Origin of the sequence: Pseudomonas sp. MNR3A (assembly GCF_009650575.1) — a bacterium.
GTDB classification, from domain to species: Bacteria; Pseudomonadota; Gammaproteobacteria; order Pseudomonadales; family Pseudomonadaceae; genus Aquipseudomonas; species Aquipseudomonas machongensis.
The window spans coordinates 23,078-48,545 of record NZ_VZZS01000025.1; the positions used below are offsets into that span (position 1 = coordinate 23,078).

Genomic DNA, 25,468 nt, shown 5'->3' on the forward strand with positions numbered 1-25,468 from the left:
GAGAAACGATTTCGTTTACCATTGTTTCGAAATATGTAGCCGTAAGCGAGGAAGTACCCGCATGACGATCCGCCCGAAACTGCTGATGCGCACCCTGGCCGCCGCTGTCCTGGGCCTGGTGATTGGCGCGCCGGCCGCCCTGGCAGACGAACCGGTCACGCTGACCATGTACAACGGCCAGCACAAGGAAATCGGCGAAGCCATCGCCAAGGCCTACGAGGCCAAGACCGGTATCCACATCAATATCCGCAAGGGCAGCAGCAATCAGCTGGCCAGCCAGATCATCGAGGAAGGCGCGCGCTCGCCTGCCGACATCATCTACACCGAAGAATCCCCGCCACTGAACAACCTGGGCGAACTGGGCCTGCTGGCGAAGATCGACGACGCCACGCTGGACATGCTGCCCAAGGAATACGTGGGCGCCAACGGCACCTGGATGGGCGTGACCGCGCGCACCCGCGTGGTGGTCTACAACCCGAAGAAGATCGACGAGAAAGACCTCCCCACCACCGTGATGGACTTTGCCGATCCCGACTGGGATGGCCGCGTCGGTTACGTGCCGACCAGTGGCGCCTTCCAGGAGCAGGCCGTCGCCATCCTCAAGATGCACGGCCGCGAAGCCACTGAAGAATGGCTGACCGGCCTGAAAGCGTTCGGCAAGACCTACACCAACAACATGGTTGCACTCAAAGCGGTGGAAAAAGGCGAAGTCGCTGCCGTGCTGGTGAACAACTATTACTGGTACGCCCTGGAGCGCGAGCGCGGCAAGCTCGACTCCAAGCTCTACTACCTGGCCGACGGTGACGCCGGCAACCTGGTGACGATCTCCGGCGCTGCGGCCGTCAAGGCCAGCAAGCATCCCAAGGAAGCCCAGGCACTGCTCAACTGGATGGCCAGCGAAGAAGGCCAGCGCGTGATCACCCAGACCACCGCCGAATATCCCCTGCACAAAGGTATGGTCTCCGACCGCGGCCTGAAGCCGTTCGAAGAGCTGCGTCCACCGAAGATCAGCCCGGCCGACCTTGGCAATGCCGAAGAAGCCATCGAGCTCGAACGTGAGGTCGGTCTGCTCTGATGACTGCCGCCGCGCCCGATCCGGCCCTGGTACGCTTCGTGCCACGCCGCAAGCGCCCCTCCGTGTGGGTGGTGCTGCCTGTGCTGTTCCTGGTGGCGATGAGCCTGCTGCCACTGCTGTATGTCGCCATCAAGGCCTGGGAAGCCGGCTTGCATGAAGCCCTGCGCCTGCTCTGGCGCCCGTTCGTGTGGGGGTTGCTGCGCAACACCTTGCTGCTGATGGTGGGGGTCACCCTGGTGTGCATGGTGGTCGGCCTGGCGCTGGCCTGGCTGCTCGAACGCAGCGACCTGCCCGGGCGCCGCCTGTGGGGCGTGGTGCTGTGCCTGCCGTTTGCCGTACCTTCGTTCGTCAGCAGCTTTACCTGGGTGTCGCTGAGCTCGGACTTCGAAGGGCTCGGCGGGGCGATCCTGGTCATGGCGCTGTCGAAGTATCCGCTGGTGTTCCTGCCGGTGGCGGCAACCTTGCGCAACCTCGACACCTCGCTGGAGGAGTCGGCGCGCACCCTCGGTTGCAGCCGCTGGGGCGTGTTCCTCAAGGTCACCCTGCCACTGCTGTGGCCCGCCATGCTCGGCGGCGCGCTGCTGATCGCCCTGCACATGCTGGTGGAGTTCGGCGCACTGTCGATCCTCGGCCTGCAGACCTTCACCACCGCGATCTACCAGCAGTTCGAACTGGAGTTCAGCAACGCCAACGCCGCAATGCTCTCGGCTGTGCTGCTCGCACTGTGCCTGGTGATGCTCTGGCTGGAACTGCGCGTGCGCGGCAAGGCCCGCCACGTGCGCATCGGCCAGGGCGTGGCGCGTCGGGCACAGCCCTTGCGGCTCAAAGGCTGGAGCCTGCCAGCACAGCTGTTCTGTCTCGGGCTGGCGGTGCTGGGCAGCGGCATTCCGCTGGCCATGCTTGGCTATTGGCTGAGTGTCGGCTCGTCGGCAGCCTTCCCGGCGGCGGCGATCGGCAAGGCCTTGCTGACCTCCCTGTCGGTATCGCTGGGCGGTGCTGGCTTCTGCGTAGTGCTGGCATTGCCGATCAGCTTCCTGGTGGTGCGCTATAAGGGCCGCCTGGCGATCTGGGCCGAACGCCTGCCCTACCTGCTGCATGCGCTTCCCGGCCTGGTGATCGCTCTGACCCTGGTGTTCTTCGCCCTGCACTACGTGCCAGCGCTCTACCAGACCACTGCGCTGCTGATCCTGGCCTACGCCCTGCTCTTCCTGCCGCTGGCCCAGGCGCCAGTGCGCACAGCGCTGAACAAGGCCTCGCCAACGCTCGAGGAAGCCGCCCGCACCCTGGGCGCCAGCAGCTTCGCGGCATTCTGCCGGGTCACGCTACCGATCATCTTCCCGGCCCTGGCTGCGGCCTTCGCCCTGGTGTTCCTGGATGCCATGAAGGAGCTGACCGCGACCTTGCTGCTCAGCCCGACCGGCATGACTACCCTGGCCACGGAAGTCTGGGCGCACACTGCCAATGTCGAGTTCGCCGCCGCCGCGCCCTACGCGGCGCTGCTGATCCTGGTATCGGGATTGCCGGTATACCTGCTGACGACACGGATGTACCTGAACAAGGCGTAGCATCGAGGCCCGGGCGCAGGCAGCCCGGGCCCAGCCATTCAATAGCCCAGCGCGCGTTTTTCCGGTCCGGCACTGACGGCATGGTTCGGTCTGCGCAACTGCAATACCGCGAAAACCGAAAGAACCACCGCCAGCCCCCAAAGGATCGGCGTCGCTCCCTGGCTCAGAGCCACCACCTGCAGACCGACGACCAACAGACGCAACAGCGCATCGAGCCGACCATTGGCCACCGAAGGTTCGCGCAGGCGCGCCACACCCCAGATGACATAAGCCAGGGCGCCTAGATTGATGAAGAACATCGAGGTTGGGTCGAGCACACTGAAGGACGTACCCAGGCCAAGCCAGGCATCGAGCCCGGCAAAAAGCTGGAATGCCCAGGCACTCAGCAGTGGAACGGCAAATGGCAGGGTGGCGACGATGTCATAGATCGCGCCGATGCGGACGATGTTGGCGTAACGGGATTGATTCATTGGCAAACCTCCATGTGCATGCGTTCGAGAAGCTCTCTGACTTCGTAGAATTGTCCTGATTGCAGCGCGATCGCGTGACGTCGACCAAGCAGTTCGACGATTTGCGCGGCGCGTTGTTGCGCACTGACGATGTACCCCGGTTGCGTCGAGCGCTCTCGCAAGGCCACCAGTTCGGGAAAGCGCTCGTCGGCCTGCAGGATGGTTTGCGCCACGGTGGTGGCGACATTGCATAACCCCAGGACCGCAAAGAACACCTGCGGATTCTCCAGCTGGTAGACCTTGGCCAGGGCGTTGAGGGCGGCCTTGGAGACACTGTAGGAAAGCATGCCTGCGCGCTGACGAATGCCTGAAACCGAGGCCGAAAACACCACCTGGCTAACCTTGGCCTGTCGGCACAGCAGCAGGTCAAGCACCCATTTCACCGCCACCAGGTTGAGCTCCAGCACCGAGCGGAAGGATTCCACTGGCGTATTGCTCGCAAGCTCCGGCGCGCTGCCGAATGTTCCGGCATTAAGGTAGGCCGTTTCGAATGTCGTCTCACCGATGAAGGCCTGCAGAACAGGCTGGACAGCCTCGCCCGCACAAAGATCCAGCGCCCGGAAGTGCATGCGTGGATGCTCCAGCAGCGCCGTTGGTACCCGTCGCGAAATACCCCAGACCTCATCGCCCCGCTCCAGGTGTAACCTGGCCAGTGCCAGCCCGATGCCCGAACTGACGCCCGTAATGAATATGTGAGCCATCAGTGCCTCACTCGAATTTGCCGATGTGATAGCCGCCATCGACGCTCAACACGCTGCCAGTCATGTAGCTGGCGCCGTCGCCAAGCAGGAACAACACTGCAGCAGCCACCTCGCCTGCCTCGCCAAAGCGCTTCATGACCGTAGCGTTGATCTTGCGCTCGGTGCCCGCAGGATTGGCCGCCAGCCGCTCCGGAGAGTTCATCCCGCCAAGAATCGGCCCTGGCGCTACCGCATTGACACGCACTGCATGGCGCCCATCGCGGTCGCAGGCATTCTCCATCGCCACCACTTGGGTCAGGGCGTTGAGCCCTGCCTTGCTCGCCACATAAGCAGCCTGGTTGGGCATGGCCATCACCCCCGCGCAGGAGGACAGATTGACGATCGAGCCGCCTGCCTTCCTGGCGATCAACCGCAACTCATGTTGCAGGCAATACAACGGGCCGTTCAGATTGATACGCACGACCCGCTCCCAGTCGTGTACCTGAAGGTCGGCGACCTGCGCATACGGTGCAGTGATACCCGCGGCATTGACGGCATGGTCGAGTCCGCCGAAACGCGCCTCGATCTCGGCGAAGGCATCGCGCACCGCGCCAGGCTCAGCTACATCGCACGGGATGAAACTGGCCTGCGCGCCCAGTTGCTCAAGCGCCGAACGCCCCTTCTCCAGGCTGCGCCCAAGCACAACGACGCGCGCCCCCTCCTCGCTCAGCCGCCGGGCAATGCTCAGGCCGATACCACTGCTGCCACCGGTGACAACGATGGTCTTTCCCTGAAACTGCATCTGGACTCTCCTTAGTCATATCGAATAGAGGCTGGCCGCTTGTACCGGTCATTGACGCAGCAGTACACGCGATCCAGCTGGGGATTGCTCTTGTCACGGAAACAGTTGCCCTCGAATCGACAGGCATGAACACTTCCCGGCTTGCCCTGCAACGACTTGTTCACCAGGTCGTTGTCAGCGAACAGGGCACGACTCATGCCCACCAGGTCAGTGACGCCCAGCTCGAGCAAGGCTTCGGCCTGGGCCAGCGAGCCAGTGAAGCCGGCAAAGCCGACCGGGAGCGACGTCAGTTCGCGGATGTGCTTCACGCCATGCACCAGCATGGCGTGCACGCGCGGATCGGCGCGCAGCATGTAATGGAACGTTTCCTTGATTGCCGCCGAACACATCAAGGCCGCCACGCCTGCACGCTCCAGCGCAGGCACCACCTGCTCGAGCAGGGCCGGTTGCTGCCCCTTGTCACCCAGGCAATCATCGATCCCCAGACGCACGGAAATGTCGATGCCGCCCTGGGTTGCCTCCACGATCGCGTCCATGACCTCCAGCAGCAGGCGGGCCCGGCGCAATGGCGAGCCGCCGTAGCGATCCGTTCGCCGGTTGCTGTAGGGCGAGAGAAAGCTGCTCAACAGGTAGCCATTGGAGGCCTGCAATTGCACCATGCGGGCGCCGGCTTGCTGCGCCAGACGTGCTGCATGGGCGAACTGGGCACAGACGCTGCGGGCATCCTCGTGAGTCATGACCCTCGTGCCGCGACGACTTCGACTACCCACTGCCCGGCTGGGCGCCAGTAGAACTCCGCCACTGCGAACCAGATCGCCCTGGCTGCCGTAGTGCTGCAATTGCACGACCACAGGGCAGGCATTTTCCCGCCCGTAGTCGATCAGCGGCGCCAAGTGGTGGACGTGACGCTGCTCGTACAGGCACAACCCTCCCTCGTGCAGCCGTGTGGATGCATCGACTGCGGAGTTGGCCAATACCACCATGGCGCAACCTCCATCGATGATGCCCTTGTAGAAGGTCAGCATCTGCGGCGTCAGGCAACCTTCACGACCCAGATCGATACCCATGGGTGCGAAGTACACACGGTTCTTCAGGTTCAGGTGTCGTCCGAGGGTGATGGACTGGCGCGTCAGCGGGTATCCCGAGGCCACGCCGGTTACCCGCTCTGCCGATCATTGCAAGGCGCGCCCTGGGCATCATTGCTTGCCAGGGCAGCCACCGACAGCTCCTGCAAGGGCTCGTGGAAGCAGTGGCACTTGATGACTTCCTTGAGCGTCGACAGCGTGGCGCGATCAAGCTTGGCGAATACGGCCAGTTGCACCGCGGCCTGTTGTGAAGGTCGGCACTCGACGATCGGAAAGCTCAGAAAACCCATGTCCCGCACATAGATGGACAGTTGCACCACCTCATGGGCCTGCGCATTTTCCTCCATGCGAAACCTCACCGCCCGCAGTGAAACATGCTCGAGCAACCCCTCGACTGCCGTGCCGCGCGCCGTGTGCAACAAAACCTGCGGCAACACGCGGTTGGAGGGGGCGAACCAGTGGCTCTCCGGAAAGTTGACCGTGCGCATGCGCTTGAACAGCGGCATCTTGATCGCACTGCCACGCAGGCGCAGCGTGGTGACCAGATTACCGTTCTGGAAGAACATCGCGGTCTTGTCCACCGTCCGGGGCAGGGCGCGCTTCTCGCCAGCGCTGTGCTGGACCACAACCTCCACCGCATAGGTGGACTCGGTGTAGTTATTGAAGGAGACGGACAAGTCTTCGATCGAGATCGAGATTTCACCGCGCCGGTAACCCGAATGGCTATAGAAATAGTGGTACATCGCCTGACGAGCCACTTCGATCAGCATCAGGCCAGGCACGTGCTCATGGGGCTTGTTGTAGAAAAAGTAGTTGTTGGTGTCGTTCATCAGGCCGTACGACGACAGGTTGGCACGTGTCCAACCCGGCAGCGCGTGCAGCGTGTCGGCCAATTGAGTGACCAACGCCGGATCTGCTGCCGGCAACCCGAAACGCCTCTGCAGGTAGCACTCGACCTGACGCGGTAGCCACGCAGCGGACAGTCGGTAGCCCCCCTCGTGCAAGGCATAGTAGGCCTGGGCATTCATTTCGAAACTGTCGAGGGAGTCGAAGTCTTCCTGCCCGAGTGTGGTGGGAATGCTGGCAAGCACCCGGCCACCTTGAGCGTCGTCGCGATACAGGACGCCCAACGCAGCACACCCGCGCTCATCGAGATGTTCGAGCAGGAAGTTGGTCTCTTCGACGGTCAGACGAGCCGGCAGAAGATCCTGAAATCCGCAGAGCAGTACGTCGTCCACAGTCCCTTTGTGCAAGACCTGTGGAGTCAGGGGTAACTGACGTTCCATGTTGATTACCTAATAGGGTTCGACGGGGAAGGCGAGCACAGCGTTCTTCAGCATGCGCTTGACGATGGGGCCGTGAGCAGGGCCGACCGGGATCATGTAAAGCCTTCCGAAGGCGTTGTACCGCTGGACGGAGGTCGTCACGCTCAAGCGCTGCACGCCCTCGCCTGCGGGCGTGAGATCGAGGCAGACCATGACCGCCAAGTGCGTATCGCGCGAAGTGAGCACCAGCCGATGCGCATCGATCGCCTCCACCGTGAAGAAGTCGAGGCGCTCGCCCACCGCAGGTTCCCGCTCGGCCGTTCGGGGTGTGAAACCATGGATGTCGGCCACACGGAACCGGCGGGAAACGAAGTCACGAAGGCGAAAAGCCGTAGAGAGCCACGCCGGGATATGCGCAGTCATCGCGCAGTAAGCCTGCAGGGCCGTGACGCGCCCGCCGATGCGCACCGCAGCGCAGTGCAGGAAATCCAGCTGCGCAAGCTCGGCGACCAGGCGAACATCCTTGGGGGCGCAAATCAGGGCCGCGGGCATCATCTGCACGCCCCTGTCATTGCTGGAGCAGGGCGATGGCAGCCAATTCGGCCTTGAGCAGCAGCTTCTCGTAGGCCTCGTCGGGTGACTCCTGGCGGCTGGTGATCAAGCCCGCGATTTCACGCGCAGACTCGTCCAGCGGCTCATCGGCGATGAACACCGACTCGAACAACGGAATCGGCGGCAGGTAATGACCTTTCACGTAGGCGACGGTCTGCTGCAGCGGTCGCAGAAGCTCGTCCAGCGTGAAACGGTTGAACCCGCCCGCACGGTAGCCGGACGCTGGCGCCCCGACGGTGGTGACGATCAGAAACTCCTTGTCCTGCAGCTTGTCACCACCGCGCGCATAGGCAAAACCGGGCGTGAAGACATCGTCGATCCAGCGCTTCATCAACGCCGGGCACGAGTACCAGTACAGCGGGAACAGCAGCACGATGCGTTCGTGGGCACACAGCAGCTTCTGCTCGGCGGCAATGTCGAAGCCATTGCTGCCCAGTGCGGCCGACAGAGGGTGCAGCGTGACATTGCTACCTTGCAGGGCTTCGACGATGGCGGCATTGGCCCGCGAGCTGCTCAAGTCAGGATGACCGATTACGACCAGAATGTTATCCATGGAGAAGTCCTTTCAAGTGATGGTGTCCAGGCCGCAGCCAGGGGGGGTCATGCGGCGCGGTGGATTGAACGATAGTCCGCGGCATCTGTAACCTCCCCAATTGTGCAGGCCTGGGTCGGGACGTCGATCCAGCAAGCGAATAGCCAATGGTCGCCCACGCGCACCGGCGCCGCGGCTCGACGGGCGCGATAGCCTGCACGGCGCAGCAATCGCTCGATGCCTAGTGGCGACACGGTGATCAACTGCCGCACGCCCCGAGCGGCCGCACAGCGCAACACGGCATCCAGCAACTGCGTGGCGACGACGGAAGAAAATTGGCCGCCAGAGGTCCGCCCGGCCAGACCAAAATCCATGGCGGAGAAACGCGACAGCTCCCAGATCCGCGAATCACATGGCAGTGTCTGATCGCCCATCAACTGCGGGAATACCTCTGCAAGCAGGTAGCGTTGGTTGGTTGGCAGCACGCGCGCCGTGCCTATGACCTGCTCCTGATCATTGAAGGCAAGCACATAGAGCGTCTCGTCATGGTCGAACTGATCACGCTCGCGACCTGGATCACACGCTAGCTCCCACCCCAGGGTGTCGACGAATACCCGATAACGATAACGGTCCATCCGCAGCAAGCGCGCCTGCCCCAGCTCCTGCTGTGTTCCAACGACGATTTCCATCTCGCGTCCTCCGGCCAATGTGGAAAGGACGCGTATTCGACTCGAAGTAGGGTGATAGCAAAACTGCACTATTTGGCAGGGTACTTCTGCACATAAGCGCAGGCCGTTCGCGCTAGGCCAGCAACCCCAGAAGCGCCGCCCGCGCTACCGCTGCCGTACGATTCGCAGCGCCCAGTTTGGCGCCGGCATTGCGGGTGTGGAATTTCACCGTTTCAATCGACAAGGTGAGGATGTCGGCAACCTCGTTGAGCGTCTTGCCATCGGCAGCCCAACGCAGCACTTCGCGCTCACGTTCGGAAAGCGGGGACTGCGGCTGCGGTTGCCAGGAGTCCGAGAGCAGCCGCGAGAAGCCTTGGTGGGCGACATTCGCCAGCCAGCGCATCCGCGTCTCATGGGCACGCAACTCACATGCGCCGATCCCTTCGCCGGAGCGCGCCAGGGTCAGCATACCCCCGCCCTTGCTCCCCTCCAGACACGATTGCGCCCAACCGTGGCGAAGACCGGCCTGCCGTGCCTCATCCCACAACTGCGGAGCGTCGGCGAATATTTCGTCGCCCCAGACCACTGGCTGCATCGAGCGCTGACAGTGGCGGACCGTCGGGTCAAGGAGCAGGTACCCATTGGCATGGTAATGATCACACCATGACCGGCTGTAGTTGCTGAGCATGACGATCCGCGGCTTGGTGACAGGCAGCGGCGTGCGCAGGCCATAAGCACAGTAATCGAAGCCCAGACGGCGCGCCGCTGCCTTGACCTCTTCCAACAACGTTTGCGTATCGCGCGCGTCATAAACCGCCGCCAGCATGTCGCCCATCCATTGCATTTATTATTCTCTCCATGAATGTGAAGCTGCTGCAGCCGCCCCCCTGAAGGTGCGAGCCTAGCGGAGCTGCAACAGCCGGACATTGAGCGATATCAATTCGCCACAACGTTAACGAATACTACCGCGCGGTATTTATCCCGTGGCCAGCCTGGTCGGTTCGGCACCTTGGCGCTGATGATACAAGCACAGCGTTACAAAAATGCTGGCGCCCCCGGGCGATTCACCGATATCTCCTGCCTATCTGGATTGACGCCTGCTCAAGCCCTGAACTGCCCCAGACTCGCCCTCAACTGGGCCGCCAGATCATCCAGCACCTTGCTGCTGGCCGTGGTCTGCATCACCACTTCGGCCGAGCGCTCTGCCTGCGCGTGGATATTCTCGACCCGCCCCCGCACCGCCTGGGCGCCGTTGGCCTGCTGCTCGGCGGCGCGAGTCGCCAGGCCGATGGCGGCATGCACCTGCTCCACCGCCGCCTGCACCGACTGCTGGCGGCGTTCGTTATCACGCAACACCAGCAGCCCTTCGCTGGCCTGGCGCCCCGCCTGGCCGATGGTGGCCACAGCCTCTTTCGCCCCCTGTTGCAAGGCAACGATATGCGCCTGGATATCGCCGGTGGAGCTCTGCGTCTTGCTTGCCAGAGCCCGCACTTCATCGGCTACCACTGCAAAACCGCGCCCTGTCTCACCGGCACGCGCCGCCTCGATCGCCGCGTTGAGCGCAAGCAGGTTGGTCTGCTCGGCAATGCCGTGGATCACGGTCAGCACCACTTCGATCTGCTCGCTCTGCTTGGCGAGGCGCTCGATGACCTGCGAGCCGCTTTCCACTTCCCCCGCCAGCTTCTCGATCAGCTTGGCCAGCTGGGTCGAGGCGCGACTGTTCTCGTCGGTAGCCTGGCGGATATCCACGACCTGCTGCAACGCCGCCTGCATGGCGTGGCTCTCGGCCTGAGCCTCGTCGGCCATGCTCGACAGGTCGCGCAGACTCGCCGCCACCTCGTCGCGCTGCAACGCTGCCGCTGCATCGGCCCCCGCATTGCGCTGGGCCATGGTGCCGATTTCCACCCCGGTACGCTGGGCCACTTCACCGGCTTCGCGAACGATCGGCTGAAGCTTGTCGACGAAGCGGTTGACCGCCGACGCCATGTCGCCGATCTCGTCACGGCTGTCGAGCGCCACACGCTTGGTCAGGTCGCCCTCCCCGGCGGCCAGGTCGTCGAGGGCAGCGATGAGCAGGCGCAGCTTGCTGACCACTCGTCGCCCCAGCACCACGGCAACCACCAACAGCACGCCAAGCCCGACCAGCACCAGGCCGACGCCGATGCGCCAACGCAGCTCGCCGGCCGCGTCGCGAACCGTCTGCGCGGTATTGGCCTGCATGGCAGTGGCGCTGTTCTGCGCCGTCTCAAGACGAGCCTGCAGGGTCTTGCCGCTATCGGCCGCGGCAGCGCCAAGGCTCTCGCCGACCAGTTGCTCGCCACTTGCGATCAGGGCGGCAAAGCGCTGGTCGAGCGCCTTGAGCTCTTGATCGACGGCGGCGGTCGAGACCCCCATGAGTACCTTGCCGATCTGGGCGCCATTGGGGCTGATCGAAGCCTCGACGAAGTACACCGATGGATCCCGGCGCGCAGCGTCGAGCACCTTGTCCAGCGCCCGCTCGCCCTGACCCTTTTCCATCAGCGCCTGATTGATCGGGTTCTGGCGGTTGAGGTAACGGGTGAGGTGCTCGCCCTCGGCGTTGTCGTAGATCACGAACAACACGTTGGGATTGCGCTGCGCGCGACGAGCGAAGTCAGATAGCGTGGGGACGTCATTGTCCCAGATCGCCCTCGGTGCCACCGAGGCCAGCAACTCGGCCATATCGTTGGCCGACTCCTTGAGGCTTTGCTCCAGCGTGGTGCGTAGCTGTTGCTGTTCGCTCTGTAATCGCGTGGAAAGCCCCGCGCTCAGGCGTTGCCGGGTACTGGCCGAGAGGCTGTCGAGACCGGAGCGCACATCTTGCCCGGCCTGCTCCAGCTCACCTGCCAGCTTGCGACTGTCAGCGCCCAGGCGTTCGCCCAGGTCGGCCTCCAGCGCAGTGACAGTGCTGCGGGTCAGCACGACGGCGACCACGACTTGCACCAGAAGAGCGATACCAAGTGCAACAAAAACAGGCCGCAGGAGGCGGCTTCGTAACAGAGAGAGGATGGCAGACACGTTTGAACCCCCGTGTTTCTGGCGCCATTACTTTGATGGCATCTACAGAATCTTCTTACAGCAAGGGTCATGCCTGAAGCAGGAGGGAAATACGCCAAGGTCTAGCAGCCCGATGAACCGTGGTAGCGGGCTTACCCGCGAAAGACCACTGCAGCCAGGAACAAAAACGCCGCAACCCCTTGCAGGGCTGCGGCGCTGGATCAGCCAGAAGGCAGATCAGGCGAACGGATGACGCAGCACGATGGTCTCGTTGCGGTCCGGGCCGGTGGAGATGATGTCGATCGGGGCACCGACCAGCTCCTCGATGCGCTTGATGTAGTTGCGCGCGGCCTGCGGCAGCTCTTCCAGGGCTTTCACGCCCAGGGTCGACTCGCTCCAGCCTGGCATCTCTTCGTACACCGGCTCCAGGCCGATGTAGCTGTCGGCATCGGAAGGCGCGTCGATCACCGCACCGTTCTCGTTCTTGTAGCCGACGCAGATGTTGATGGTTTCCAGACCGTCCAGCACGTCCAGCTTGGTCAGGCAGATACCCGAGATGCTGTTGACGTCGATGGCACGACGCAGGATCACGGCATCGAACCAGCCGCAGCGACGGGCACGACCGGTGGTGGAGCCGAACTCATGGCCACGCTTGGCCAGGGTAGCACCGGTTTCGTCGAACAGTTCGGTCGGGAACGGACCGGAACCCACGCGGGTGGTGTAGGCCTTGGTGATACCGAGGATGTAGTCCAGGTACATCGGGCCAACGCCCGAACCGGTGGAGATGCCGCCAGCAGTGGTGTTCGAGCTGGTGACGTACGGGTACGTGCCGTGGTCGATGTCCAGCAGGGAGCCCTGGGCGCCTTCGAACATGATGTCCTTGCCGGCACGGCGCAGGTTGTGCAGTTCGGCGGTGACGTCGAGCATCATCGGCTTGAGCTGCTCGGCATAGGCCATGCACTCGTCGAGGGTCTGCTGGAAGTCGATGGCCGGCTCTTTGTAGTAATTGACCAGCTGGAAGTTGTGGTAGTCCAGCAGCTCACCGAGCTTGGCGGCGAAACGCTCGCGGTGGAACAGGTCACCCACGCGCAGGCCGCGACGGGCGACCTTGTCTTCGTAGGCTGGGCCGATACCACGGCCGGTGGTGCCGATCTTGGCTTCGCCACGGGCCTTTTCACGGGCCTGGTCCAGCGCCACGTGGTACGACAGGATCAGCGGAGCAGCCGGGCTGATGCGCAGGCGCTCGCGAACCGGTACGCCCTTCTCTTCCAGCTTGGTGATTTCGCGCATCAGGGCGTCCGGTGCGACGACGACGCCGTTGCCGATCAGGCACTGTACGCCTTCACGCAGGATACCCGACGGGATCAGGTGCAGAACGGTCTTCTCACCGTTGATCACCAGGGTGTGGCCCGCGTTGTGGCCGCCCTGGTAACGCACGACGGCGGCAGCATGTTCGGTCAGCAGATCGACGATCTTGCCTTTGCCCTCATCACCCCACTGGGTGCCCAGGACGACGACATTCTTACCCATAACACTTGTCCTCATTCACGCAACTTGGTTGCCGGCCCATTGCCGGCGAAGAATCTCAATGGGTCAGCGGCAGAACCTGCCAGCGCCCGTCTTGCTGAATCAATTGCCGATCACAATCCGCCTCGAGAGCAGCACTCAGCGGCTGGCCAGGCAGTGCCTGGACCACACGCTGGCCCTCGTTGCGCAACTGGCAGACCTGCTGCCAGAGGGCCGCGTCGCCACTGTCCGGCATCCAGATGCCGCCAGAAGGCAATACGACCTCCGCTCGCCCCAGTGTGACCAGGGTCTTCAAATCCGTGGAGAAACCGGTGGCCGGACGTGCCCGGCCGAAGTCGGCGCCGATGTCATCGTAGCGTCCACCCTGTGCGATCGACTGGCCGACACCGGGTACGAACACCGCGAACACCACGCCGGTGTGATAGTTGTAGCCGCGCAGCTCGCCCAGGTCGAAGTACAGCGGCAAGTCCGGGTAACGCGCCGCCAGGCGATCGGCGATCGCCAGCAGGTCGTCCAGGGCCGCCAGCACGCTGGCCGGAGCTCGGCCCAGACGCACGCGGGCGTCGGCCAGCACTTCACGACCACCGCACAGTTCAACCAGGGCACGCAGCATGTTGCCCAGGTCTTTCGGCAGGTCGGCGGTCAGCTCGTGAACTTCATCGACAGCCTTGCGCTGGAGCGCATCGAACAACTGCTGCTCGACCGCGCCCGACAGGCCGGCGGCACGCGCCAGGCCACGGTAGATACCGACGTGCCCCAGATCCATGTGCACATCGGCAACGTCAGTCAGTTGCAAGGTGGTCAGCATCAGGCTGATCACTTCGACGTCGCTGGTCGGACTGGCGTCGCCATACAACTCGGCACCCAACTGGATCGGGCTGCGCGAGGTCGACAGCGCACGCGGCTCGGCGTGCAGCACACTGCCGGCGTAGCACAGGCGGCTCGGGCCTTCGCGGCGCAGGGTGTGGGCATCGATGCGCGCCACCTGCGGCGTGAAGTCGGCACGGAAACCCATCAGGCGACCGGACTGCGGGTCGACCACCTTGAAGGTACGCTGATCCAGGTCCTGGCCAGCGCCGGTAAGCAGCGACTCCAGGTACTCGATATGTGGGGTGACGACCAGTTCATAACCCCAACTCTGGAACAGGTCCAACACCTGGCGACGCGCAATCTCGATGCGCGCCGCTTCAGGTGGCAGTACTTCCTCGATGCCATCTGGCAGAAGCCAGCGGTCTACCGTTGCCATTACGCCATTTCCCCTCTGGTCCGGGCGGCCGCCCAACAGGTTAGCCGTCTGTGAAGCAGGCATTGGCGCACAACAGCAGGCAGCACCGATCCCAGCGCCGCCGCCGTGCCAACACCCTCGAAAAACTGCGCGTCCTGTCCAAGTCGTCAAAAAGCCGGGGGCCAATCAACCTTGCAGACGCAAAAAAGCCGGGAATTTCCCGGCTGACTCATCATACACCCCTTTTGATTCGGGATGCACCCCACCGGGCGTTTTAGCTGCCCGGCGGGGGTCTTTCCTGTTACGGCTTGCTCTTGTCCAGGAAGCGGAAGAACTCGTTCTTCGGATCCAGGACCAGCACGTCGCTCTTGCTGGCAAAGCTCTCGCGATAAGCCTGCAGGCTGCGGTAGAACACATAGAAATCAGCGTCCTGGCCGTAGGCCTTGGCATAGATGGCAGCCGATTGGGCATCGCCATCACCACGGGTTTCTTCAGCTTCACGGTAGGCTTCAGCCAGCAGCACACGGCGCTGACGGTCGGCATCTGCACGAATACCTTCAGCCAGCTCATTACCCTTGGCACGGTGCTCGCGCGCTTCACGCTCACGCTCGGTGCTCATACGGTCGAACACGCTGCGGTTGACTTCCTTCGGCAGGTCGATGGCCTTGACGCGGACGTCGATGACCTCGATCCCCAGCTCCTTGTTGGCCATGCGGTTCAGCGAAGCGGTGATGTCGGCCATCAGCGCGTCACGTTCACCGGATACCACCTCATGCAGGGTGCGCTTACCGAACTGGTCACGCAGGCCGCTTTCCAGACGACGCGACAGGCGCTCGTCGGCGATCTGCTTCATGCCCGAGGTCGCGGTGTAGAAACGCTCGGCGTCCTTCACCCGCCACTTGGCGTAGGCATCGACCATCACGGCTTTCTTCTCCAGCGTCAGGAAACGCTGGGTCGGGGCGTCGAGGGTCATCAGACGGGCGTCGAACTTGCGCACCTGGTTGACGTACGGAACCTTCACATGCAGGCCCGGCTGGACATCCGCCTGGACCACACGGCCGAACTGCAGCAATACCGCCCGCTCGGTCTGCGACACGATGTAGAAGCAGTTCCAGGCGACGATCGCCAGCACCACGGCGGCAATCAGGGCGAACAGCGATTTATTGCTCATCAGCGGCTCTCCCTAGTGCGCAGCGGCTGTTGTTGCTGTTGCAGGTCCTGTACAGCGCGAGTGGCGGCGTCGTTGACCGACGGCGACACACTGCTGGACGGCGCTGCAGTGTTGCGGCTGCCTTCGACCATCTTGTCCAGTGGCAGGTAGAGCAGGTTGTTCTGCCCGTCCTTGGTGGCCACCATGACCTTGCTGGTGTTGCTGTACACCTCCTGCATGGTCTCCAGGTACAGACGCTGACGGGTGACGTCCGGCGCCTTGCGGTACTCGGCGACCAGCTTGGTGAAGCGATCGGCCTCACCCTTGGCACGGGCGATCACTTCATCGCGGTAGCCGTTGGCATCCTCGATGATGCGCTGCGCCTGACCACGGGCCTCAGGCACCACGCCATTGGCGTAGGACTCGGCCTGGTTGCGCGCACGCTGCTCGTCCTCACGGGCGCGGATCACGTCGTCGAAGGCTTCCTGCACTTCACGCGGGGCTGCCGCGCTCTGTACGTTGACCTGGGTGACGGTGATACCCGTGCGGTAGGTGTCGAGGAAGCGCTGCAGGCGTTCGCGGATATCCACGGCCATCTGCTCACGACCTTCGGTCAGCACCTGGTCCATCGAGGTGGAGCCCACGACATGGCGCAGGGCACTGTCGGTGGCGTGCTGCAAGCTTACTTCCGGCTGGTCGACGTTGAGAACGAAGTCCTGCAGGTTGCTGATCTTGTACTGCACGGTCAGCGGCACCTCGACGATGTTCTCGTCCTCGGTGAGCATCTGGCCCTGCTTGGTGTACGCACGCTCACGCGTGACGTTTTCCATGTACTTGCGGTCGATCGGCGGGAAGTAGATGTTCAGGCCCGGCCCCACGGTCTCGTAGTACTTGCCGAAGCGCAGCACCACGGCCTGCTCCTGCTCGTCGACCACGTAGACGGCGCTGTACAGCCAGATTGCCGCCAGAACTGCCAGGCCAATGCCCAGCAAGCCGTAGCCGCCACCCTTGCCGATGTTGCGGTCACCACCGCCACCGCGTTTCTTGCTGCCGCCGAACATGCCGTTCAGGCTGTCCTGCAGCTTGCGGAAGGCCTCGTCGAGATCCGGTGGTCCCTTCTTGTCGCCACCACCACCGCCACCACGGCGGCCGCCCCAGGGATCCTGATTGTTCGAGTTGCCACCCGGCTCGTTCCAAGCCATAGCGCTCTCCATCTGATAAAGCAAAGACGCGCCCACGGCGCGCCGTCCAATGCTACAGAATGCCTGTCACGGCTGCCCGGCGACCTCGACGGGCATTTATTGCAAAGTGTGTTGCTCGATGAACACTTCAGGCTCAAGGCCTGCGCGGCTGATCAGGCGATTGAGCTCGACCCGGGGCAGACGCACGCTCAGCAAGCTGCTGCCCTGTTCATCGTGTTCTTCGCCTTGCACTGCCCCCAGTTCGAAGAATTGCGCGCGCAAGCGTGCAAGTCGCTGTTCCAGGCGCAGGGTTCCGACAAACAGATCATCCCCCAGCAATTCGGCTATCGCCTGCCCCACAAGCTCAAGACCGCGCCCGTCGCGGGCCGAAACCCAGACCCGCTCCGGCTTGCCGTCGGCATCGCGCTGGATCTGCGGCTCGACATCTTCGAGCAGGTCGAGTTTGTTATAGACCTCGAGGATCGGCAAGCCTTCGGCACCGATCTCGCCCAGCACCGCGAGCACCTGTTCGATCTGCTCCATGCGCTCGGGCTCGTGCGCATCGATCACATGCAGCAGCAGATCGGAGTTGCTCGACTCTTCGAGCGTAGCCCGAAAAGCCTCGACCAGCTTGTGCGGCAGGTGGCGAATGAAGCCCACGGTGTCGGCCAGCACGATCGGCCCCAGGTCGTCCAGCTCGAGCCTGCGCAATGTCGGGTCGAGTGTGGCGAACAACTGGTCGGCCGCGTACACCTCCGATTGCGTCAGGGCGTTGAACAGCGTGGACTTGCCGGCGTTGGTATAGCCCACCAGCGACACCGAGGGGATGTCCGCGCGCTTGCGTCCGCGCCGGGCCTGCTCGCGTTGGCTGCGCACCTTCTCCAGACGCGCCTTGATCTGACGCAGGCGCACCCGCAGCAGGCGGCGGTCGGTTTCAAGCTGGGTTTCACCCGGGCCGCGCAGACCGATACCACCTTTCTGTCGCTCAAGGTGGGTCCAGCCGCGCACCAGCCGCGTGCTCATGTGCTCGAGCTGGGCCAGTTCGACCTGCAGCTTGCCTTCGTGAGTCCGCGCCCGTTGGGCGAAGATATCGAGAATCAGACCGGTACGGTCAAGCACGCGGCACTCGAAGACGCGCTCGAGGTTGCGCTCCTGACTGGGGGTGAGGGTGTGATTGAAAATCACCAGGTCGGCTTCTTCGGCCTTGACCAGGTCGCGCAGTTCCTCGACCTTGCCACTGCCGATCAGAAACTTGGCTGTGGGCTGGTGCCGGGCAACCGTGGCCAGGTGGACGATGTCCGCTCCGGCCGACAGTGCCAGCTCCTGAAACTCCTGCGGGTCTTCGCGCGCCTCAGGGTTCTGACCTTCCAAGTGAACGAGCAACGCCCGCTCACCACCACCGTGGCGCTCAAAGAACAATGCAGGCTCCTATCAGGCGTTGCCTGGCTCGCTGTCGCCGTGCTCGGAATCGGACGGGCTTGGCAGACGAACCGGACGGGCAGGTACGACAGTGGAAATCGCGTGCTTGTAGACCATCTGGCTGACGGTGTTCTTCAGCAGCACGACGAACTGGTCGAAAGATTCGATCTGGCCTTGCAGCTTGATGCCGTTGACCAGGTAGATCGAGACCGGGACCTTTTCTTTTCTCAAGGTGTTCAAGTAAGGGTCTTGTAGCGAATGCCCTTTTGACATATGCCGCACTCCTGTAAGGATCAATAGTAAAAAACTGAAAAAATTCGTTCATTAAGGCCGTCAGTCGCAAGAATAGACGGCAATCGCAGGGACTCAGCTCAATATGGAGACCGATTCCAGGTATTTCAAGGTGCGGGACAGATTGTCGCAGGCCAGGCTGTCCAGCCAGTGTACGTCGGACCAGCTACGCAACCAGGTGAACTGCCGCTTGGCCAGCTGGCGGGTGGCGATGATACCGCGTTCGCGCATCTGCTCGGCTGTCAGTTTGCTGTCCAGATAGTCCCATACCTGCCTGTACCCCACTGCCCGTATAGACGGCAGCCCGACATGCAAGTCACTTCTGGCCCGCAGCTCTCGGACCTCGTCGACGAAGCCCTGTTCCAGCATCTGCGAAAATCGTAGCGCAATTCGCTCATGCAAAATGTGACGATCTGTAGGCGCAATCGCCAGACTGGCGACAGTATAGGGCAAATGCCCGCCCGCGCCTGCGTCTGAACCGCGGGTTTCGGCTGATTGACGCTCGCGGTGGGCGGTCATGCTCTGGCCGCTCACCCGGTATACCTCCAGCGCACGGATCAACCGCTGCGGATCGTTCGGATGAATGCGCGCCGCCGATACCGGGTCGATATCGGCCAACTGCCGGTGCAGTTCCCCCAGGCCCAGCTCGCGGGCCTGGGCCTCGAGTTCGGCGCGAACCTCGGCATCAGCGGGCGGCATATCGGCCAGGCCGTCCACCAGCGCCTTGTAGTACAGCATGGTGCCGCCGACCAGCAGCGGGATCTTGCCACGCGCAGTGATCTCGGCCATGGCCTGCAGCGCATCGCCACAGAATTGCGCCGCCGAATAGCTCTCGGCCGGGTCGCGGATGTCTACCAGCCGGTGCGGATGGGCAGCCAGCACCTCGGGCGAAGGCTTGGCGGTGCCGATGTCCATGCCGCGGTAGACCATGGCCGAGTCGACGCTGATCAGCTCGCAAGGCAGGGACTGTGTAAGGGCAATGGCCAGGTCGGTCTTGCCGGCAGCCGTCGGGCCCATGAGAAAAATCGCTGGGGGCTTGCCACTCATGTCATCGACCGCGCAGGAAAAGTTTGTCCAGATCATCCAGGCCCATCTGGGTCCAGGTCGGTCGGCCGTGGTTGCACTGGCCGCTGCGCTCGGTGTTCTCCATGTCACGCAGCAAGGCGTTCATCTCGGGGATCGCCAGGCGTCGGTTGGCACGCACCGCACCGTGGCAGGCCATGGTGCCGAGCAGCTCGTTGATGTGCGCCTGAATGCGGTCGCTGGTGCCGTACTCCATGAGATCGGCGAGTACATCCTGCACCAGGCGGTTGGCCTCGGCCTGCTTGAGCAACGCGGGGATCTGGCGGATCGCCAGGGTTTCCGGGCCCAGGCGCTGCAGCTCGAAGCCCAGGCGCTGGAAGGTCTGGGCATGTTCCTCGGCGCAGTCGGCCTCACGCTGGCTCACCGCCAGTGACTCGGGCACCAGCAGCGGCTGGCCACTGAGCCCTTCGCTGGCCATCGCCAGCTTCAGGCGCTCGTACATGATCCGCTCGTGGGCGGCGTGCATGTCTACCAGCACCAGGCCCACGGCGTTCTCGGCCAGGATGTAGATGCCCTTGAGCTGAGCCAGGGCATAGCCCAGCGGTGGAATGTCACCCTGGCTTTCCGGCAGCGCCACGGGAGGCTGGGCGCTGGTCTCCAGCGGGGCGAAGTACTCGCGGTAGACTGCTTGCGCCTCTGCTGCCGGCACCGGCTGCGACGGGCGCGGCGTGTACTGGTACTGGTAGCCTGCGCCCGCGCCACCATTGGAGAACGACGGCTGCTGCTGCGCCTGGGGCTGTTCGAGCACCGAGGCGGCCAGGCGCATCTCGCCCTGGGGGCCGAACTCACCGGCCTGCAGGCCGCTGGGACGCACGATCTCAGTCGTTGCCGCCGGCGCCGCGAGCTGATCCTCGGGGCGCACATCGGCCAGCGCACGGTGCAAGGTGCCGTACAGGAAGTCGTGGACCATCCGCCCTTCACGAAAGCGCACTTCGTGCTTGGTCGGGTGCACGTTGACATCGACACCGGTGGGATCGAGCTCCAGGAAAAGCACGAATGTCGGGTGCCGGCCGTTGAACAGCACGTCGCGGTAGGCCTGGCGCACCGCGTGGGCGACCAGTTTGTCGCGCACCGCGCGGCCATTGACGAAGAAGTACTGCAGGTCTGCCTGGCTGCGCGAGAAGGTCGGCAAGCCGACCCAGCCCCACAGGCGCAGGCCATTGCGCTCGACCTCGATCGGCAGCGCCTGCTCGAGGAAGCCAGGCCCGCAGATCGCCCCGACCCGCCGCGCGCGCGACAGCTCGTCGGGCGCCTCATGCAGGCTGAGGATGCTCTTGCCGTTGTGGCGCAGGTGAAAGCCCACATCAAAGCGCGCCAGCGCCAGGCGCCGGATCACTTCCTGCAGATGATCGAATTCGGTTTTCTCGGCCTTGAGGAACTTGCGCCGGGCCGGGGTGTTGAAAAACAGGTCGCGTACTTCGACCGAAGTACCGATGGGGTGCGCCGCCGGCTGAACCCGCGGGAGCATGTCTCGGCCCTCGGTCTCGACCTGCCAGGCTTCGCTGGCATTGGCGGTACGCGAGGTCAGGGTCAGGCGCGCTACCGAACTGATCGACGCAAGTGCCTCGCCACGAAAGCCCAGGCTGAGCACGCCCTCAAGGTCTTCCAGCTCGCGGATCTTGCTGGTCGCGTGGCGCGCCAGCGCCAGAGGCAGGTCGTCCGGGGCGATGCCACTGCCATCGTCACGCACGCGCAGCAGCTTCACGCCGCCCTGTTCGACATCCACGTCGATGCGCCGGGCACCGGAATCCAGGCTGTTCTCCAGCAGCTCCTTGGCCACCGACGCAGGGCGTTCGACCACCTCGCCGGCGGCGATCTGGTTGGCCAGCCGCGGGCTGAGCAGCTGGATTCGCGAACCACCACTCATTGCTGGGACGCCAGGGTAGTGGCCGGGATATCGAGGTGCTGACCGACCTTGAGCTCATCGCTCTTGAGGTTGTTGGTGCTGCGCAGGCTGGCAACGCTGACCTGATAACGCACGGCGATCATCGCCAGCGTCTCGCCCGGGCGCACGCTGTGTTCACGGGGACCCTGGGCGATCTTGCCGGAATCGCGCAACCAGGCGATGTAGGTGCCTGGCGGCGGGTTCTGCTGGAAGAACTGGCGCACACCGCTATGAATCGAGCGGGCCAGCGCCTGCTGGTGACTCTTGGTTGCCAGCTTGTTGGCTTCGTTGGCGTTGGAGATGAAACCGGTCTCGACCAGGATCGACGGAATGTCCGGCGACTTCAGCACCATGAATCCCGCCTGTTCCACGCGCTGCTTGTGCAGCGGCGTGATGCGGCCCATGTTGCCCAGCACTTTCTGGCCCACGTTGAGGCTGGAACTGAGCGTGGCCGTCATCGAGAGGTCGAGCAGCACACCGGCAAGCATGCGGTCCTTGTCATCGAGGCTGACGTTACCGGCACCGCCGATAAGGTCGGAGCGGTTCTCGCTGTCGGCCAGCCAGCGCGCGGTCTCGGAGGTAGCGCCACGGTCGGACAGGGCAAATACCGAGGCGCCGAAGGCCGCTTTCGACGGCGCGGCGTCGGCGTGGATGGAGATAAACAGGTCAGCGCCCTTCTTGCGGGCAATCTCGGTGCGCTTGCGCAACGGAATGAAGTAATCGCCGGTACGGGTCAGTTCGGCGCGATAACCTTTTTCGGTGTTGATCTGGCGCTGAAGCTCGCGCGCGATATCGAGCACGATGTCTTTCTCGTGCTGGCCACGCGAGCCGGAGGCGCCTGGGTCTTCCCCGCCATGGCCGGCGTCGATGGCGACCACGATGTCACGCTTGCCGTTGGGCACCGGCGGCAGCTTGATCGCCGGTTGCGCCGGTGTCACCGGTACTGCGGGCGTGGTGGCTGGCGCCTGGGTGACCGGCGGCGGCGTGGGGTTGCTGGCGGCAACCGCATCGGCTTCCTGGTCGTACAGGTCGACCACCAGGCGATTGCCGTACTGGGCGTTGGGTGCAAGGGTGAAGCTTTTGGGCGTGACAGCCTTTTTCAGGTCGACCACCACGCGCAAGTCGGTGGCGGTACGCTGGGCCGAGCGCACGCTGGTGATAGGCGTGTTCGAGGTGGAGACGTTCAATGGCGAGGCGAGCGTCGCACCATTGATATCGATGACCAGGCGATCAGGCGCGCTGAGCGTGAAGACGCTGTGCTGCACCGGGCCCGACAGATCGAAGACCAGGCGCGTGTTGTCCGGCGCGCGCCACAGGCGCATGCTCTTGACTTGTGTGACGGCCAGAGCGTCAACGGTCACCGCTGTCAGCAGCAGTCCAACGACGGCGACCAGTGCGCGAATGCGCAGCATACCTTTCCCCACTTACGATTTGTTTTCGGCAGCCAGAGCGGCACACCAGGCTTCGCCGCGAGCCCCCTGCGGCGACAGGTTCAGCGAGCGGCCGCCCGCCTGGGGGCTTATGGTAATGGTCAGGTCGGGCTTTGGCAAAACGCCCGCGCCCTTCTGCGGCCATTCGAAAAGACACAGCGGATCGCCTTCGAAATAGTCGCGAATCCCCATGAACTCTAGCTCTTCTGGGTCGACCAGGCGGTAAAGATCGAAATGGAAGGCGCGGATATCGCCTATTTCATAAGGTTCGACCACAGTGAAGGTCGGGCTTTTTACTGCGCCAGTGTGACCCAATCCACGGATCAGGCCTCGCGACAAGGTGGTCTTGCCGGCGCCCAGGTCGCCTTCCAGAAAGATCACGCCATGGCCGCCGGTGATCTTGGCGAGCGCTGCGCCGAACGCAACGGTAGCCGGCTCGTCGGCCAGAAACAGGGTTATGCCTGACACGCTGAATGCTCCTCCAACAATTCTCGAATGACCGGAGCCAGATCGCTGGCCGCCAGACCTCTGCCCTGCGCGCCCAGGCGTTCGCCAGCGCAGGCGTGTAACCAGACGCCCAGGCCCGCCGCCTGCCAGGCGTCCAGCCCCTGGGCGAGCAACGCGGCCAGCACACCGGTCAGCACATCGCCCAGGCCGGCACCGGCCATGGCCGGGTGGCCTCGCTCGCACAGCCGCAACTGGCCGCTCGGGTCGGCGACCAGGGTTCCGGCGCCCTTGAGCACGCAGACACTGTCGTAGCGACGCGCCAGTTTACGCGCAGCCCCGGGCCGGTCGGCCTGCACGGCCTCGGTGGAAATGCCCAGCAAGCGCGCGGCCTCCCCAGGATGCGGGGTCAGGATGCTGCCGCCCGGCAAGGCCAGGGGCGTGCGCGCCAGCAGGTTGAGCGCATCGGCGTCCCAGACCTGCGGCAGGTGCGCATTGGCGACTACCGAAAGCAGGCTGCGGCCCCAGGCCGCCTGGCCAAGACCAGGCCCGACCACCAGCACCGAAGCGCGCTCCAGCACCGTCATCAACTGGTTGGCCGAACTGACGCCCAGGCACATGGTTTCCGGCAGACGGCTGAGGCTCGCGGCCACATGCTCGGGGCGTGTCGCCACGCTGACCAGCCCGGCACCACAGCGCAGCGCCGCCTCGGCACTGAGCAGCACGGCGCCGCCGGTACCCAAGTCGCCGCCAACCACCAGCACATGGCCAAAATCGCCCTTGTGGGCAGTTGCCGGCCGCGCAGGCAGGTGCGCGACGGTCACGCTGCTGAGCGTTTGCGGGGTATTGGCGTGGTGTTTGGTCTGAGGCATGGGGTCAAAGGCTCCGATGTCTGGCAGAATTATACGCACCTGAGCCTGCAATGCCTTGTCCATCAATGTCCGCCTCCTCTCTAGACCTCCCAGTACTGGCCCAATCGATCAAGGATTGGGGCCGCGAACTCGGTTTTGCCCACGTGGGCATCGCCGATGTCGAGCTTGGCGAGCATGAACAGCACTTGCACCGCTGGCTTGAGGCTGGCCATCACGGCGAGATGGACTATATGGCAGCGCACGGCACGAAACGTTCGCGCCCTGCCGAACTGATCCCCGGCACCTTGCGGGTGGTTTCGCTGCGCATGGACTATCTGCCCGGCGATACGCAGATGGCCCAGCGCCTGGCTCAACCGGAAAAAGCCTATATCTCTCGCTACGCACTGGGCCGCGACTACCACAAGCTGGTGCGCAAGCGCGTGCAGCACCTGGCCGACCGCATCCAGGAAACCATCGGCCCCTTCGGCTACCGCGCTTTCGTCGACAGCGCTCCGGTACTGGAAAAGGCCATCGCCCAACAGGCCGGGCTCGGCTGGATCGGCAAGAACACCCTGCTGCTCAACCGTAAGGCGGGCAGCTACTTCTTCCTCGCCGAGCTGTTTGTCGATCTGCCACTGCCCGCCGACGAAGCCCAGACCAGCGAGCATTGCGGGCGCTGCCAGGCGTGCCTGGACATCTGCCCCACCGCGGCCTTCGTCGGGCCCTACCAGCTCGATGCGCGGCGCTGCATCTCGTACCTGACCATCGAGCTCAAGGACGCGATCCCGCTGGAGCTGCGCCCCTTGATCGGTAACCGGGTGTTCGGTTGCGACGACTGCCAGATCGTCTGCCCCTGGAACCGCTTCGCCAAATCGACCGGCGAGGACGACTTCAAGCCGCGCCATGGGCTGGACAACGCCGAGCTGGCGGCACTGTTCCTGTGGGACGAAAAGACCTTTCTCAGCCGCACCGAAGGCTCGCCGCTACGTCGCGCCGGTTACGAGCGCTGGCTGCGCAACCTGGCGGTCGGGCTGGGCAATGCACCTTCGACGATCGCCGTGCTCGAGGCCCTGAAAGCGCGGCGCGAGCATCCTTCGGCATTGGTCAGGGAGCACGTGGAGTGGGCGTTGGCGCGGCACGAGGCGGGGGGCTGACAGGCAAAGTACAACTTTTT

Annotated in this window: 24 protein-coding genes and 1 pseudogene; 3 read left to right on the forward strand and 22 right to left on the reverse strand. The window is 63.8% G+C overall.

From position 1 onward, the window contains the following. The first annotated feature begins 61 nt into the window (after positions 1-61). Together F6X62_RS16880 and F6X62_RS16885 are read left to right on the forward strand one after the other, a co-directional pair. Positions 62-1,075 carry an extracellular solute-binding protein gene (locus F6X62_RS16880; protein ID WP_153774200.1) on the forward strand — a complete coding sequence of 338 codons (1,014 nt, stop codon included), beginning with the start codon at positions 62-64 and terminating at the stop codon, positions 1,073-1,075. After that, a complete protein-coding gene (locus tag F6X62_RS16885) occupies positions 1,075-2,640 on the forward strand; it encodes an iron ABC transporter permease (protein ID WP_153774201.1) in 1,566 nt (521 codons plus the stop codon). The genes F6X62_RS16880 and F6X62_RS16885 overlap by 1 nt, the downstream gene beginning before the upstream one ends. A 38-nt stretch (positions 2,641-2,678) precedes the next feature. On the opposite strand, the gene F6X62_RS16890 is transcribed toward F6X62_RS16885, so the two are convergent. The 22 genes and pseudogenes from F6X62_RS16890 to F6X62_RS16990 all read right to left on the reverse strand — a co-directional run bounded on the left by F6X62_RS16890 (position 2,679) and on the right by F6X62_RS16990 (position 24,315). Continuing rightward, the gene (locus F6X62_RS16890) at positions 2,679-3,110 is read right to left on the reverse strand and encodes a hypothetical protein (RefSeq protein WP_153774202.1); all 432 of its coding nucleotides are present in this window, start codon (positions 3,108-3,110) and stop codon (positions 2,679-2,681) included. Then, positions 3,107-3,850: an SDR family oxidoreductase gene (locus F6X62_RS16895; protein WP_178117561.1), complete on the reverse strand. Its 744-nt coding sequence runs from the start codon at positions 3,848-3,850 to the stop codon at positions 3,107-3,109. The genes F6X62_RS16890 and F6X62_RS16895 overlap by 4 nt, the downstream gene beginning before the upstream one ends. A 7-nt stretch (positions 3,851-3,857) precedes the next feature. Beyond that, complete coding sequence (locus tag F6X62_RS16900) at positions 3,858-4,631, reverse strand: SDR family NAD(P)-dependent oxidoreductase (protein ID WP_153774204.1); 774 nt, start codon at positions 4,629-4,631, stop codon at positions 3,858-3,860. 11 nt (positions 4,632-4,642) lie between these two features. Continuing rightward, on the reverse strand, positions 4,643-5,782 hold the full coding sequence (locus tag F6X62_RS16905) for an NADH:flavin oxidoreductase (RefSeq protein ID WP_153774205.1): 1,140 nt from the start codon (positions 5,780-5,782) through the stop codon (positions 4,643-4,645). Between the two features lie 5 nt (positions 5,783-5,787). Beyond that, a complete protein-coding gene (locus F6X62_RS16910) occupies positions 5,788-7,002 on the reverse strand; it encodes an AfsA-related hotdog domain-containing protein (RefSeq protein WP_153774206.1) in 1,215 nt (404 codons plus the stop codon). Between the two features lie 9 nt (positions 7,003-7,011). Further along, the gene (locus F6X62_RS16915; protein ID WP_065864015.1) at positions 7,012-7,533 is read right to left on the reverse strand and encodes a DUF2867 domain-containing protein; all 522 of its coding nucleotides are present in this window, start codon (positions 7,531-7,533) and stop codon (positions 7,012-7,014) included. A 16-nt stretch (positions 7,534-7,549) separates the two neighbouring features. Continuing rightward, positions 7,550-8,146, reverse strand: a complete 597-nt coding sequence (locus tag F6X62_RS16920; RefSeq protein WP_054893190.1) for an NAD(P)H-dependent oxidoreductase — start codon at positions 8,144-8,146, stop codon at positions 7,550-7,552. Between the two features lie 47 nt (positions 8,147-8,193). Beyond that, positions 8,194-8,814: an acyl-homoserine-lactone synthase gene (locus F6X62_RS16925; protein ID WP_153774207.1), complete on the reverse strand. Its 621-nt coding sequence runs from the start codon at positions 8,812-8,814 to the stop codon at positions 8,194-8,196. A gap of 112 nt (positions 8,815-8,926) precedes the next feature. Beyond that, a complete protein-coding gene (locus F6X62_RS16930) occupies positions 8,927-9,637 on the reverse strand; it encodes an autoinducer binding domain-containing protein (protein WP_063546400.1) in 711 nt (236 codons plus the stop codon). A 257-nt stretch (positions 9,638-9,894) separates the two neighbouring features. Continuing rightward, a complete protein-coding gene (locus F6X62_RS25685; RefSeq protein WP_371926319.1) occupies positions 9,895-10,779 on the reverse strand; it encodes a methyl-accepting chemotaxis protein in 885 nt (294 codons plus the stop codon). A 21-nt stretch (positions 10,780-10,800) separates the two neighbouring features. After that, positions 10,801-11,493: pseudogene (locus tag F6X62_RS25690) on the reverse strand (methyl-accepting chemotaxis protein); the annotation flags it as partial. 552 nt (positions 11,494-12,045) lie between these two features. Then, entirely contained in the window at positions 12,046-13,338 is a 1,293-nt protein-coding gene (locus F6X62_RS16940) for an adenylosuccinate synthase (protein ID WP_054893188.1), read from the reverse strand. A 55-nt stretch (positions 13,339-13,393) separates the two neighbouring features. Next, entirely contained in the window at positions 13,394-14,581 is a 1,188-nt protein-coding gene (locus F6X62_RS16945; RefSeq protein ID WP_063546403.1) for an ATP phosphoribosyltransferase regulatory subunit, read from the reverse strand. 280 nt (positions 14,582-14,861) lie between these two features. Next, positions 14,862-15,731 (reverse strand): protease modulator HflC, encoded by an 870-nt coding sequence (gene hflC, locus F6X62_RS16950; RefSeq protein WP_054893186.1) that lies wholly within the window; start codon positions 15,729-15,731, stop codon positions 14,862-14,864. Beyond that, the gene (hflK, locus tag F6X62_RS16955) at positions 15,731-16,912 is read right to left on the reverse strand and encodes an FtsH protease activity modulator HflK (protein WP_063546405.1); all 1,182 of its coding nucleotides are present in this window, start codon (positions 16,910-16,912) and stop codon (positions 15,731-15,733) included. Before hflK ends, hflC begins: the two co-directional genes overlap by 1 nt. 96 nt (positions 16,913-17,008) lie before the next feature. After that, the gene (gene hflX, locus F6X62_RS16960; RefSeq protein ID WP_054893184.1) at positions 17,009-18,310 is read right to left on the reverse strand and encodes a ribosome rescue GTPase HflX; all 1,302 of its coding nucleotides are present in this window, start codon (positions 18,308-18,310) and stop codon (positions 17,009-17,011) included. 12 nt (positions 18,311-18,322) lie between these two features. Then, complete coding sequence (gene hfq / locus F6X62_RS16965) at positions 18,323-18,583, reverse strand: RNA chaperone Hfq (protein ID WP_029612777.1); 261 nt, start codon at positions 18,581-18,583, stop codon at positions 18,323-18,325. A gap of 93 nt (positions 18,584-18,676) precedes the next feature. Next, positions 18,677-19,648, reverse strand: a complete 972-nt coding sequence (gene miaA, locus F6X62_RS16970) for a tRNA (adenosine(37)-N6)-dimethylallyltransferase MiaA (protein ID WP_153774208.1) — start codon at positions 19,646-19,648, stop codon at positions 18,677-18,679. Between the two features lies 1 nt (position 19,649). After that, a complete protein-coding gene (gene mutL / locus F6X62_RS16975) occupies positions 19,650-21,551 on the reverse strand; it encodes a DNA mismatch repair endonuclease MutL (RefSeq protein WP_063546407.1) in 1,902 nt (633 codons plus the stop codon). After that, a complete protein-coding gene (locus F6X62_RS16980) occupies positions 21,548-22,993 on the reverse strand; it encodes an N-acetylmuramoyl-L-alanine amidase (RefSeq protein ID WP_196759876.1) in 1,446 nt (481 codons plus the stop codon). The genes mutL and F6X62_RS16980 overlap by 4 nt, the downstream gene beginning before the upstream one ends. After that, positions 22,994-23,458, reverse strand: a complete 465-nt coding sequence (gene tsaE, locus F6X62_RS16985) for a tRNA (adenosine(37)-N6)-threonylcarbamoyltransferase complex ATPase subunit type 1 TsaE (RefSeq protein ID WP_371926320.1) — start codon at positions 23,456-23,458, stop codon at positions 22,994-22,996. It abuts the gene before it with no gap. Further along, entirely contained in the window at positions 23,455-24,315 is an 861-nt protein-coding gene (locus F6X62_RS16990) for an NAD(P)H-hydrate dehydratase (protein WP_153774210.1), read from the reverse strand. The genes tsaE and F6X62_RS16990 overlap by 4 nt, the downstream gene beginning before the upstream one ends. Positions 24,316-24,380: 65 nt before the next feature. Here F6X62_RS16990 and queG point away from each other — a divergent pair, with 65 nt between their 5' ends. Further along, on the forward strand, positions 24,381-25,448 hold the full coding sequence (queG, locus tag F6X62_RS16995; RefSeq protein ID WP_153774211.1) for a tRNA epoxyqueuosine(34) reductase QueG: 1,068 nt from the start codon (positions 24,381-24,383) through the stop codon (positions 25,446-25,448). Positions 25,449-25,468 lie beyond the last annotated feature (20 nt).